Here is a 12,458-nt window from a genome sequence, read left to right as displayed (position 1 = left end):
GCTACCTGTAGCGGTAGAAATCAGCTCCCGGCCAGCGCCAGGCGCTCACGGGTGGAAGAAGATTTGCCCACGGACTCCGACTGCTCCAGTTGCATGCAACGCTCCAGGAACAGGTACATGTAGTCGTAGCTCTTGCACACGGCCTGTCGCAGCTCCGTTTGCAGGGCCTTGCTCGGATTCATCCCCGCCAGCGTACAGATGATTTCCAGGGCCTCCCAAGGATGGGCGTCATCGTACTGGGCATGCATCTTCAGCCATTTCATGGCCCGCTTGCGATCTTCCTCGGCGAAAGCCGCCGCATAGACGCCGGTGGAACACACCAGCGCCGACCACTCTCCCGTCGCTCCCTCAATGGCATAGTTGGTCGCGGCGATGGCCACGATCAGCGAATCCGAGGAGCTGGTGTGCCAGCACCAGTGGCTCAAGGCATGAAGCTCGGGTGGCACATGCTGGGCTTGCAGGTCTTCCAGGCTCACGCCATGGGCGGCGCTCCAGTTCACCCAGTAGTCGGCATGGTTGAGTTCGACACGAATGTTACGCATCAGCCAGCGACGCGCCATGTCCTCGCCGGGATGGCGGGCGAAGCGGGTCTTGGTGAGGTTCTGTGCCATGTATAAGGCGAACTGTTCGACGACCGGCCAACCACCAATGAGGTAGTGGCGCATGGTCTTGGCGCTGAGCTTGTTGTCGCGCATGCGCTGATACAGTTCGTGTTCGACAACCCGGCGCTTGCTCTCGCTGCAATCGGTAATGAGCTGCTGTGCCCATTTCGGATAGCTCGTGGGGTCCATGAGCGGGCCTGTTCGGTTGAATGTGTCGATCACTGTCGGGCTCCTTTTGATTGTGATTTTCCGGATCAACAAGAGGTTCAGCGGAACGTGCCGGGGGCCTTGAATAACAACGGCTGGGGCCGGGCCGGCCGACATTGCAACGTGTCGCAGGTAAACAATTGCGGGCGTTCGATCACATACCCCTGAGCGTAGTCCACCCCAATCTCCAGCAATGCCTGCTCGATCTGGGCGGTTTCAACAAACTCGGCAATCGTGCGCTTACCCATGACGTGACCGATGTGATTGATCACCTCGACCATTGCACGGTTAATCGGGTCGTCCAGCATATCCTTTACGAAACTCCCATCGATCTTCAGGAAGTCTACAGGTAAATGTTTCAGGTAAGCGAATGAAGACATTCCGGCGCAAAAGTCATCCAGCGAGAAGTAACAGCCCAAGCTCTTGAGTTCATTGATAAAGCGGATCGCACTGCCCAAATTCGAAATAGCGCTGGTTTCTGTAATTTCAAAACAAATCATTTCTGGCGGAATCGAGTAGGCCGCAAACTGTTTACGCAGGAAATCGAGAAACGCCTGATCTCCGATAGTAGTGCCTGACAGATTGATCGCACACATCGCCATGGGTCCCTGTCGCGAATCATTCAGGCATTGGCGAATGATCTTGAAGACATTTTCCACCACCCAACGGTCCAGGGACGTCATCAGGCCATAGCGTTCCGCTGCGGGAATGAAGCTGTCCGGCAGGATCATCCGCCCGGCTTCATCGTGCAGGCGCAGCAGGATTTCAATGTGCCCGCCACCATGATCGCCCGGCCCCAGCGCGGCGATTTCCTGGGCATAGAGGCAGAAGCGATTTTCCTCCAGGGCCATATGCAAGCGCTGGACCCAGGCCATCTCGCCAAAACGCAGGGACAGCTCCGAGTCGTCGGCGTGATAGACCTGGACCCGGTTACGCCCCTTTTCCTTGGCCATGTAGCAGGCCATGTCGGCAGCCCGCAGGGACGCCTCCAGGGTGGTCGGCGTCTGGGCGATATGCACCAGGCCGATGCTCACAGTGGTCACGAACGGCCGCCCCTTCCAGACAAAGTGCAGGTTCTGCACGGTCTGGCGCAGCCCTTCGGCGATCTTTTCCGCCGCTTCCGGCGAACAGTTCTCCAGCAAGATCCCGAACTCATCCCCGCCCAACCGGGCCAGGGTGTCGTTTTCCCGCAGCCCTGATTGCAGCAAGGCGCAGATATGACGCAACAATTCGTCGCCCGCGGCATGGCCGCAGGTGTCGTTGACCAGCTTGAACTGGTCCAGGTCGAGAAACATCAAGGCATGGCGCCCGACCTGGCGGGTAAGGTTGTGCAAGGCCTGCTCGAGGCGATACTCGAACTCCCGGCGGTTCGCCAGGCCAGTCAGGGCGTCATGGGTGGCCTGCCACGACAGGTTGGCGATGTATTGACGCTCCTGGGTCATGTCATGCAGCACCAGCACGGCGCCGCTGACCTTGCCCGCATGACGGATCGGCGCGCCCACCAAGGTGACCGACACGGTGCTGCCGTCCAGGCGCTGGATCAGTTTCGAATGCTCGCTGGCGCCGCTGAGCCGGCCGCTGAGGATGTGCTCGATCAGGGTCAGCCCCTCGGTCTGGGCATTGTCATCGAGCAAATTGAACAGCGCGGCCAGGGGCAGGCCCGTCGCGTGTTCGGTTTTCCAATGGGTCATCGCCTCGGCAGCGGGGTTCATATAGGCGATGGCACCCTCGACGTCGGTGGTGATGACCCCGTCGCCAATGGATTGCAGGGTGATCTGCGCCCGTTCTTTCTCCATCTGCAGCGCATTGGCGAACACTTGTCGCTGGGCCAGCAGTTTATGGGTACGCAACAACGCCAGGACGATCAACCCCAGGGCGGTGGCGAAATTGGTCACCAGCAAGAGCCGCAGGATGAAACGCGAACCCTCGCCCAATGCATCGCTGAAGGCCTTGGCGGCCGGGGTGACGGAGTCATTGATCGCAAAAATCTGGGCCTTCCAGCCCCGGATATCCAGCTCCGACGCCAGGCCTGCGCTAATGCTGCCGTGCATCTGCCGGGCGACGTTGTCCAGCTCGATCAGGTAGCCGTCGCCCACCGTCCAGAGATCGATGGCTTCTTCCAGGTAGCTGAAGTGACGAAAATTCAGATAAAGCCAGATCAGGCTGGACACATCGTCCGGATGATTGCCGCCCTTGAGGATGCCCGCCCTTGCCGCTTTCAGGTCCGGTGGTTCGCGGTCCAGCGCCACTCGCAACTCATGGCCGCCCTCAGGGACGGCGATGGCTTGCTGGTATTTGCGAAAAATTGTCTCGTCACGGCTGTCGGCGTAGAGATTGAGGTAATAGATGGCGTCTTTCTGGCCCTTGGACCAGAGGCTCTCCCCCGCCACGTAGCCGCGAACGGCGGACAGCACGTAAAGACTGACGCCGCCAAGCAATGCCTGAAATAGCACAACGGCGATAAAGGGCCAGACGATGCCCAGCAGCCGAGGTGTTCCGAGAGTCTGCTTTTGCTTCATGAGGTCCCTTGCACAGGTATTGCCGGACGAACACCCGCCAGAATTCCGCTCCTGACTCAATAGCCTAGGCTAGTTTTCAACCCTTCGAATGAATGGATGAACAGATCGACAGGCTTTGCGTGGAATTGGGAAAAATCGGCGTGTTTGCCTGCTTTTTTCCGATACTAAGCGCAGAAAAGTTGCGCAAACTCAAGGCTGCTGTATCTGTTGCAAGTGACCGTAGAGTCGGGCGTAGAGACCGCCCTCGGCAATCAACTGCAAATGGTCGCCGTCTTCGGCGATTTGCCCACCGTCGAACACCAATACCCGATCGGCCTGCTTCACCGCCGAGAGCCGGTGGGCGATGATCAGTGTGGTGCGTGCACTCAAAAAGCGCGCCAGTGCCTGGTGGAGGTTGTACTCGGTGGCAGCGTCCAGTGCCGAGGTGGCTTCGTCGAGAATCACCACCCGAGGGTTGGCCAGTACCATGCGGGCGATGGCCAGCCGTTGACGCTGCCCGCCCGACAACCGCACCCCGGAACGCCCTACTACACTCTCCAGGCCCAGGGGCAGCGCCCGTACAGTGACATCGAGCTGGGCGATTTCCAGTGCCCGCCAGCAGTCGTCGTCACTGCACTCACGCCCCATGGAGAGGTTCGCACGCACCGTGTCGTTGAACAGCGCCGGATGTTGCAACACCACTGCAACATTCTCCCGAATAGTCTCCAGGCCGATCTCCTGCTGCGTGGCGCCACCAAAACGAATGCTGCCCGATTGCGGCGTGTACAACCCCAGCAACAACTGCACCAGGGTGCTCTTGCCGCCGCCGCTGGCACCGACGATAGCGACTTTCTCGCCAGGCGAGATGGACAGGTTCAACTGGTCGAGCACCAGTTCTTCACCGTAACCGAAACTCAACCCCTGGATATCGATGCCTACGGTGTCACGCCCCTTGAACGGATCGACGACACCCGTGTACTGAGGCTCGTCGGCCCGGGCCAGCAGTTCATTGATCCGGTTCAAGGCACCGCCAGCGGCATAAAAGGCGTATTGCAGATTGAGCAACTGCTCGACCGGACCGATCATGAACCAGAGATAGCTGAATACCGCCAGCATCTGGCCGATGGACAGGTCGGAAAAAACTACGGTGAGCATGGCCGCCGCGCGAAAAATATCGATGCCGAACTGGAACAGCAAACCACTGGCGCGGTTCGAGGCGTCGGTTTTCCACTGCGAACTCACGGCGTAATCACGGACCTCCTTGGCACGCATCCCCAAGCGGCCAAGGAAATAACCCTGGCGGTTACCGGCGCGCACTTCCTGGATGGCATCCAGGGTTTCGGTCAAGGCCTGGGTGAAGCGCGAGGTGCTGTCGTTCTCCAGTTTCTTGAGATGCTTGACCCGCTTGCCCAACTGCACCGTGGCGTAGATCACCAGCGGGTTGAACAGCAGGATCAACAGCGCCAGTTCCCAGTGCATCCATACCAGGATCCCGGCCGTGCCCACCAGGGTCAGCATCGCCACCAGGAAACGGCTGAGGGTTTCACCGATGAATTTGTCGAGGGTGTCCAGGTCGGTGACCAGATGGGCTGCCACGGTACCGCTGCCCAGGCTTTCGTACTCGCCCAGGGAGATTCGCTTGAGACGCTCGATCAGCCGGATGCGAATGCGATAGACGATGTCCTTGGCCAACCTGGCGAACAGGCGCGCCTGCACCACGTTGAACAGCAATGCGCCACAGCGCAGGGCCAGGGTCACCAGCAACATCAGCCCGATATAACCGGCAGCACGCTGCCAACCCATGGGCAATGCATGGTTCATGACTTTCAAGGCGGCATCGCCATGACCCAGCAGCACTTCGTCGACCAGCAATGGCAACAGCAACGGGATCGGCACGCTGCACAGCGTCGCCAGCACAGCCACGCCGTTGGCGATCCACAGGGCTTTTTTATGCTTGAGGGCCAGGCGACGGATTTCCGTCCAGCTCAACCGGTCGATACGCGGCGAAGCCGATGTAGCTTGCGGCCGCTCAGGCACAGGCCGCGCGCTCGAGCCAGCGACCAAGCAAAGGCGACAGTTGGCTCAGGGGCTGGTAACCGTTGGTCAGCAAGGCCAACTGGCCGTCACGCTCGGCCAACAACGTGGGGAACCCGGCAATGCCCAAGTCCTGCACCCAGGTGAAATCCGCAGCGGTGGCCACATGTTGGTCGGCGCGGTCGAAAGCCGCGGCGAATTCGATGCGTGGCAGCCCGGCCTGTTCGGCCAGCTCCACCAGGACGCTGGCGTGGGTGACGTCACGGCCTTGCACATAAAAGGCCTCCTGGATCAGCCTCAACAGCTTCCAGGCCAGGTCCGGGGCCAGGCTGCGGGCCGTCACCAGTGCCCGACAGGCAGGCTCTGTGTCGTAGACGAAACCGTCCGGCAACGCACCTTCAAGCTTGAAGGGTTGGCCGGTGGCCTGGGTGACGGCCTGCCAGTGTTCAAGAATGTAGCGGCGGGTGGTCGGCTCCAGCGCCGAACCGCTGCCGGTGCGCAAGCCGCCCACCACCAGGTGCAACTCCACCCCCGCGGCATGCGCCTGCCCCACCAATGCCTCGGCCACCGGCGCAAAGCCCCAGCACCAGGAACACATCGGGTCCATCACATAGAGCAAGCGTGACGCCATGGTTCAGGCCTCGGAAGATGTCTGCTTATAGTTGTAGCCGATCGGGTGCGGCATGTTGCGAGCCTTGGCCAATTCGATCTGCTTCTGCCGGTCGATGGCGCTGCGCCGGGTTTTCTCGCTCAGCTTATCCCAGCAATGTGGGCAACTGATGCCAGGTACATAGTGCTCCGAGGCGCGGTCTTCGACGCTGACCGGAGTACGACAAGCGTGACATTGATCGTAGTCGCCTTCGCTGAGGTCGTGGCGAACGGTGACGCGGTTGTCGAACACGAAGCAGTCGCCGCGCCACTTGGTTTCTTCCTGAGGCACCTCTTCGAGGTATTTCAGGATGCCGCCCTTGAGGTGATAGACCTCGTCGAACCCCTGGCCAAGCATGTAGCTGGAGGCTTTTTCACAACGAATGCCGCCGGTGCAGAACATCGCGACTTTCTTGTGCCGGGCCGGGTCGAAGTTGGCTTTGATGTACTCGGGGAATTCGCGGAAGCTGGTGGTCTTGGGATCGACGGCGCCTTCGAAGGTGCCGATGGCCACTTCGTAATCGTTGCGGGTATCGATCAGCAGCACTTCCGGATCGCTGATCAGTGCGTTCCAGTCCTGCGGTTCGACATAGGTGCCGACCTGCTTGTTCGGATCCACGCCTTCAACGCCCAGGGTGACGATTTCTTTCTTTAGCTTGACCTTGGTGCGGTAGAACGGCTGCTCGTCGCAGTACGACTCTTTATGGTCGATGTCGATCATGCGCGGATCGTTCTTGAGCCATGCCAGCAGGCCATCGATGCCTTCACGAGTACCGGAAACCGTGCCGTTGATGCCTTCTTCGGCGATCAGCAACGTGCCTTTGATGCCGTTGTCGAGCATGGCCTTGAGCAGGGGCTCACGCAGCTCGACGTAATCTTCCAGGGTGACGAACTTATACAGTGCCGCCACGACAATGGGTTGTGCCATGGGTGTTTCTCCAGGTGGCTACCCTCGTAAAGGGTGAACCGGATGCGAAAAAAAACGCGCCGGGTGAGCGGCGCGTTGCGGATTCTAACAAAAACAATGTGGCTTTAGGAGCGAAGTGCCCTGAAGCGAAGCGCTTATCGTGGCGAGGGAGCTTGCTCCCGCTCGACGGCAAAGCCGTCGCTCAGGGGGCCGCTTCGCAGCCCAGCGGGAGCAAGCTCCCTCGCCACAAAAACTTGTTCACCCAAAAGCAGGTTGCCCGCTCAGTGCTTGCTACCACCGGCACAGGTCGGCGAAGCCGGGGCGGCGTCGATCTGCGCCCATTCTTCAGGGGTGTAGGTGTGCAGCGCCAACGCATGGAATTCGCCCATCAGTTCGCCCAGCGTGCCGTAGACCTTCTGGTGACGCTTGACGCGATTGAGCCCTTCGAACTGCTGGCTGACCACCACGGCCTTGAAGTGGGTCTGCAGGCCACGGCTGTGCATGTGGCTTTCATCCAGCACTTGCAAGTGCTCAGGCTGCAAGAGCCCGAGTGTCGATTCGATGCGTTGTTGCATGCTCATACCGGGCTCCGCTTACGGCTTTTTCTTGGCAGGGGCAGCGGCTTTTGGCTCGAGCTCGGCCGTCATGTCGGCCAGCAGCTTGTTCACCACCGGCACCGCGCTTTCCAGCTTGGCTTGGGTCAGTTGGGCCGATTGCTGGGTCAACTGCGGCATTTTTTCCAGGACTTTCTTGCCCAATGGCGATTGGTAGAAGGCTACCAGGTCCTTGAGCTCCGACTCGCTGAAGTTGCTGGTGTAGAGCTTGACCATGTCCGGCTTGAGCTTGTTCCAGCCGATGGCCTGGTCCAGCGCGGCATTGGCCTTGGCCTGGTAGGTTTCCAGGGTGGCTTTTTTCGACTCAGGGGCCTTGGTCTGTTCAAAGCGCTGGGCAAACATCTGCTGCACTTGCATGTACACCGGAGTGCCCAGTTTGTCAGCGTGCGCCAGGGTCAGGAACGCTTCGGCGCTGGCGTTGTGGCTGGCGGTATCGGCGAAAACAGGGCCGCTGGCACACACCAGAGCAACTGCGGTACAGATGGCACGAAGACGGGTCATCGAGTTTCCTTTCATTACAGGCGAGGTAAAACCCCAAGGGCGACCATTCTGCGCCTAAAAAACGCCGGGCCTCAACCCCGATGCTTGTCGGGTCCGATTGACGGGCCGAATCCGCCACGCCTAGATTGAGGGAAGATTGAGGGAACCGGTACCGCCCATCTGGGCCTAAACTGCGCATTCAGCCTTTAAGGAGTTTGACCCGATGAGCCGTATCGAAACCGACAGCCTGGGCCAGGTTGAAGTCCCGGACGACGCCTACTGGGGCGCCCAGACACAGCGTTCCATGATTAATTTTGCCATTGGCAACGAACGCATGCCGCTGTCGGTGCTGCACGCCTTGGCACTGATCAAGAAAGCCGCCGCGCGGGTCAATGACCGCAACGGCGACCTGCCCGCCGACATCGCCCGCCTGATCGAACAGGCCGCCGACGAAGTGCTGGCCGGCCAGCATGACGACCAGTTCCCGCTGGTGGTCTGGCAGACCGGCAGCGGCACCCAGAGCAACATGAACGTCAACGAGGTAATCGCCGGGCGTGCCAACGAACTGGCCGGCAACCCCCGCGGCGGCAAGAGCCCGGTGCACCCCAACGACCACGTCAACCGCTCCCAGAGTTCCAACGACTGCTTCCCCACCGCGATGCACATTGCCGCCGCCCAGGCCGTCCACCAGCAATTGCTCCCGGCCATCAGCGAGCTGTCCGGTGGCCTGGCGGAACTGGCGGCGCGCCATATGAAGCTGGTCAAGACCGGCCGTACCCACATGATGGATGCCACGCCGATCACCTTTGGCCAGGAACTGTCGGCGTTCATTGCCCAACTCGATTACGCCGAACGGGCGATCCGCGCGGCGTTGCCGGCGGTCTGCGAATTGGCCCAGGGCGGCACGGCGGTCGGCACCGGGCTCAATTCGCCCCATGGTTTCGGTGAAGCGATCGCCGCTGAACTGGCGGCGCTGTCAGGCCTGCCATTTGTCACCGCACCGAACAAGTTTGCCGCGCTGGCCGGCCATGAACCCCTGACGTCCCTGTCCGGCGCACTGAAAACCCTCGCCGTGACCCTGATGAAAATCGCCAACGACCTGCGCCTGCTGGGCTCAGGACCACGGGCCGGGTTCGCCGAAGTGAAGTTGCCGGCCAACGAACCGGGCAGTTCGATCATGCCCGGCAAGGTCAACCCGACCCAGTGCGAAGCCTTGTCGATGCTGGCCTGCCAGGTCATGGGCAACGACGTGACTATCGGCTTTGCCGCCAGCCAGGGTCATTTACAGTTGAACGTGTTCAAACCGGTGATCATCCACAACCTGCTGCAATCGATTCGCCTGCTGGCCGATGGTTGCAGCAACTTCCAGCAGCATTGCATCGCCGGACTGGAGCCGGACGCCGAGCAGATGGCCGCGCACCTGGAGCGTGGGTTGATGCTGGTGACCGCGCTGAACCCGCACATCGGCTACGACAAGTCAGCGGAAATCGCCAAGAAAGCCTACGGCGAAGGGCTGACCCTGCGTGAGGCCGCGTTGCAGCTCGGGTACCTGACCGATGAAGAGTTCGATGCCTGGGTGAGGCCGGAGAATATGCTGGAGGCGGGTAGCCAGGGCTAACGCCGGACCCCATGTGGGAGCGAGCCTGCTCGCGATAGCGACGTATGAGTCGACTCTTCATCGACTGTCAGGCCGCATCGCGAGCAGGCTCGCTCCCACAGTGGATTCATGTCGGACATGCGACCGTCTATCGCTCTACAGCAAGCCGCTCGCGTCGGGCCCTGAGCCCGGCCATCAGCGACGGCCCCAGCGCCACTAGCGCCGACCCCAGCACCACCAGCACCGCCCCGCCATAGCCCAATAGATTGATCTGCTCGGCATGGACATAGTCGGGCCACCACCAGGCCGCCATCGCCACTGCGGCAAAGGTCACCAACGGCGTGATCGCCAGGGTCGCACTGACCCGTGACGCTTCCCAATGAGCCAGGGCTTCGGCAAACGCGCCATAGGCAATCAGGGTGTTGAGGCAGCAGGCGAGCAACAACCAGCCTTGCAACGGGCTCAATTGCAGCGCCTCCAACGGATGTACCCAGGGGGTGAGCAGCAACGCGCAGAACAGGTAGATCACCATCATCACCTGCAACGAGTTCCACACCGTCAACAGTTGCTTCTGGCCCAAGGCATAGAACGTCCAGACCGTCGACGCCAGCAACACCATCAGGACCCCGGCGGTGTAGTCGCTCAGGGACATCAGCAACTCGCCCAGGCGCTGGTTGAAAAACAACGTGAAGCCAATCAACAGCACCAGCAGGCCGATGCCCTGCCCCACGCTGAAACGCTCCTTGAACACGAACAGACTGGCGACCAGCAACATGATCGGCCCCATCTGCACCACCAGTTGTGCGGTGCCAGGGCTCAAGCGGTTCAGGCCCATCAGGTACAACACGTAGTTGCCCACCAGCCCGAGCACCGCCATCGCCACCAGCCAGCCACCGCGAGGGCCCAGGACCTTGCGACTGGGCAGACGCCGGGTGGCCGCCAAATAGATGAACAACAACCCGCCGGACACCAGCAAGCGAAACCAGGTCACGGTGACCGGGTCCATCACTTGCAACACTTGCTTGAGCTTGATCGGCAGGATGCCCCACAGCAAGGCGGTCAACAGGGCGAGGAACAGACCATAGACCCAGCGACCGGACGATATGTGCATGCAACCCTCGAAGCTCAAGACATGAACGGCCATTCTAGGCGTCTATCGCTGCACGACACAGGGACAGTTAGGCGTCGGGCGCTCATGGGATTGTATGGGTCGCAGCCGTCGATCGGCTGGACAGGCGAGAATCAGGGACTGCACATATGCTCATTTGAAACTGACCTCGCTGCACCCTGGAGACCCGACATGCTTGGCAAACGCGCCCTGGATCCCGCCCCTACGACCATTTTTCGCAGCGACCGGATCTGCCGGGTCAATGGCGAGTTCTATTTCAATACCCGCGAAGGCACCCAGGAAGGGCCATTCGCCAGTCGCGAGGATGCCTTGCGGGAAGTGGAGGCGTATGTGCAGCGCATGCTGCAACTGACCCAGGTTGCCAGCTAAACACTCCCACGGCTGGCGCAACATTTTTGTGGCGAGGGAGCTTGCTCCCGCTGGGTCGCGAAGCGGCCCCCCTGCCGATTAATAAACCGCACCGATCGGCGCCTGCTTCGCAGTCGAGCGGGAGCAAGCTCCCTCGCCACAAAAGCGCTTGCGGTTAGCTCACCACCTCGAACAACCCAGTAGCCCCCATCCCGCCGCCCACGCACATGGTCACGATGCCGTAGCGCAGGTTGCGTCGTTGCAGCTCACGCACCAGGTGCCCCACTTGCCGCGAGCCGGTCATGCCGAACGGATGGCCGATGGAGATCGAGCCGCCATTGACGTTGTACTTTTCCGGATCGATTTCCAGCCGGTTGCGGCTGTACAGGCACTGGGAGGCAAACGCCTCGTTGAGTTCCCACAGGTCGATATCGGCAATCTGCAAGCCCTTGGCCTTGAGCAGCTTGGGCACTGAAAACACCGGGCCGATGCCCATCTCGTCCGGCTCGCAACCAGCCACGGTGAAACCACGGAAAAACGCCTTGGGCTTGAGCCCCAGCGCCAGAGCTTTTTCCAGGCTCATCACCAAGGTCATCGAGGCCCCGTCGGACAACTGCGACGAGTTGCCCGCCGTCACCGATCCGTCTTCGGCAAACACCGGTTTCAGGCCGGCCAGGCTCTCGTAGGTGGTGTCCGGGCGGTTGCAATCATCGCGATCGACCACGCCATCGAGAATCTGCACCGCGCCGGTCTGCTTGTCCTCGACCCGGTATTTGACCGCCATCGGGATAATTTCGTCATCGAACAACCCGGCCGCCTGGGCCTTGGCGGTGCGCATCTGGCTCTGCAAGGCGTAGCGGTCCTGCTCTTCGCGGCTGACCTGGTAACGGCGGGCGACGATCTCGGCCGTCTGGCCCATGGGGAAATAGATCCCGGGCACCTGCTCCTTGAGCAGCGGGTTGATCAGGTTGTCGGTGTTGACGCTTTTCATCGTCAGGCTGATGGACTCCACGCCGCCGGCCACGATGATGTCGCTGCAACCGGAAGCGATCTGGTTGGCCGCGATGGCGATGGCTTGCAGGCCCGAGGAACAGAAACGGTTGAGGGTCATGCCGGCGGTGCCGATGCCCAATTGCGAGAGCACCGCCACGTTGCGCCCAATGTTGTAACCCTGGGCGCCTTCATTGGACCCGGCCCCGACGATGCAGTCCTCGACACTGGCCGGGTTGATGTCATTGCGCGCCAGCAGGGCGTTGACGCAGTGAGCCGCCATGTCGTCCGGACGGGTCATGTTGAACTTGCCGCGAAAGGACTTGGCCAGGCCGGTCCGTACGCTGTCGACGATCACCACTTCACGCATGGCTGTACCTCATTGTTGTAGTCGGTTGAGAGTG

11 protein-coding genes are annotated in these 12,458 nt (G+C 60.9%); 2 read left to right on the top strand and 9 right to left on the bottom strand.

All coding sequences use genetic code 11. The features are described 5' to 3' along the window. Positions 1 to 20: 20 nt before the first annotated feature. The 7 genes from PBDP_RS08245 to PBDP_RS08215 form a co-directional block, all read right to left on the bottom strand. Positions 21 to 791: an iron-containing redox enzyme family protein gene (locus PBDP_RS08245; protein ID WP_269154684.1), complete on the bottom strand. Its 771-nt coding sequence runs from the start codon at positions 789 to 791 to the stop codon at positions 21 to 23. Positions 792 to 868: 77 nt separating this feature from the next. Beyond that, positions 869 to 3,328: an EAL domain-containing protein gene (locus tag PBDP_RS08240; RefSeq protein WP_109751388.1), complete on the bottom strand. Its 2,460-nt coding sequence runs from the start codon at positions 3,326 to 3,328 to the stop codon at positions 869 to 871. A gap of 189 nt (positions 3,329 to 3,517) precedes the next feature. Beyond that, positions 3,518 to 5,344, bottom strand: coding sequence for an ABC transporter ATP-binding protein (locus PBDP_RS08235; protein WP_109751387.1), 1,827 nt, complete (start codon positions 5,342 to 5,344; stop codon positions 3,518 to 3,520). Beyond that, a complete protein-coding gene (locus PBDP_RS08230; protein ID WP_178082452.1) occupies positions 5,337 to 5,939 on the bottom strand; it encodes a DsbA family protein in 603 nt (200 codons plus the stop codon). The genes PBDP_RS08235 and PBDP_RS08230 overlap by 8 nt, the downstream gene beginning before the upstream one ends. Positions 5,940 to 5,975: 36 nt before the next feature. After that, positions 5,976 to 6,917, bottom strand: coding sequence for an oxygen-dependent tRNA uridine(34) hydroxylase TrhO (trhO, locus tag PBDP_RS08225; protein WP_109751385.1), 942 nt, complete (start codon positions 6,915 to 6,917; stop codon positions 5,976 to 5,978). Between the two features lie 260 nt (positions 6,918 to 7,177). Then, positions 7,178 to 7,477 (bottom strand): BolA family protein, encoded by a 300-nt coding sequence (locus PBDP_RS08220; RefSeq protein WP_014337210.1) that lies wholly within the window; start codon positions 7,475 to 7,477, stop codon positions 7,178 to 7,180. A gap of 12 nt (positions 7,478 to 7,489) precedes the next feature. Continuing rightward, positions 7,490 to 8,011 carry a DUF2059 domain-containing protein gene (locus PBDP_RS08215; RefSeq protein ID WP_042732949.1) on the bottom strand — a complete coding sequence of 174 codons (522 nt, stop codon included), beginning with the start codon at positions 8,009 to 8,011 and terminating at the stop codon, positions 7,490 to 7,492. A gap of 202 nt (positions 8,012 to 8,213) precedes the next feature. Here PBDP_RS08215 and PBDP_RS08210 point away from each other — a divergent pair, with 202 nt between their 5' ends. Beyond that, positions 8,214 to 9,608 (top strand): class II fumarate hydratase, encoded by a 1,395-nt coding sequence (locus PBDP_RS08210; RefSeq protein WP_109751384.1) that lies wholly within the window; start codon positions 8,214 to 8,216, stop codon positions 9,606 to 9,608. A 127-nt stretch (positions 9,609 to 9,735) separates the two neighbouring features. On the opposite strand, the gene PBDP_RS08205 is transcribed toward PBDP_RS08210, so the two are convergent. Beyond that, positions 9,736 to 10,698 carry a DMT family transporter gene (locus tag PBDP_RS08205; protein WP_212802482.1) on the bottom strand — a complete coding sequence of 321 codons (963 nt, stop codon included), beginning with the start codon at positions 10,696 to 10,698 and terminating at the stop codon, positions 9,736 to 9,738. Between the two features lie 189 nt (positions 10,699 to 10,887). Between PBDP_RS08205 and PBDP_RS08200 the strand changes: the two genes are divergently transcribed. After that, on the top strand, positions 10,888 to 11,085 hold the full coding sequence (locus tag PBDP_RS08200) for a DUF6316 family protein (protein ID WP_109751383.1): 198 nt from the start codon (positions 10,888 to 10,890) through the stop codon (positions 11,083 to 11,085). A gap of 154 nt (positions 11,086 to 11,239) precedes the next feature. Here the strand turns inward: PBDP_RS08200 and PBDP_RS08195 are convergent, their stop codons facing one another. Further along, a complete protein-coding gene (locus tag PBDP_RS08195) occupies positions 11,240 to 12,424 on the bottom strand; it encodes a thiolase family protein (RefSeq protein ID WP_109751382.1) in 1,185 nt (394 codons plus the stop codon). Between the last annotated feature and the right edge of the window lie 34 nt (positions 12,425 to 12,458).

It is taken from the genome of Pseudomonas sp. St290, from assembly GCF_018325805.1.
Lineage (GTDB): Bacteria > Pseudomonadota > Gammaproteobacteria > Pseudomonadales > Pseudomonadaceae > Aquipseudomonas > Aquipseudomonas bijieensis.
Note: the sequence above shows the minus strand (reverse complement) of the source record. Positions and strands in the feature narration are given on the sequence as shown.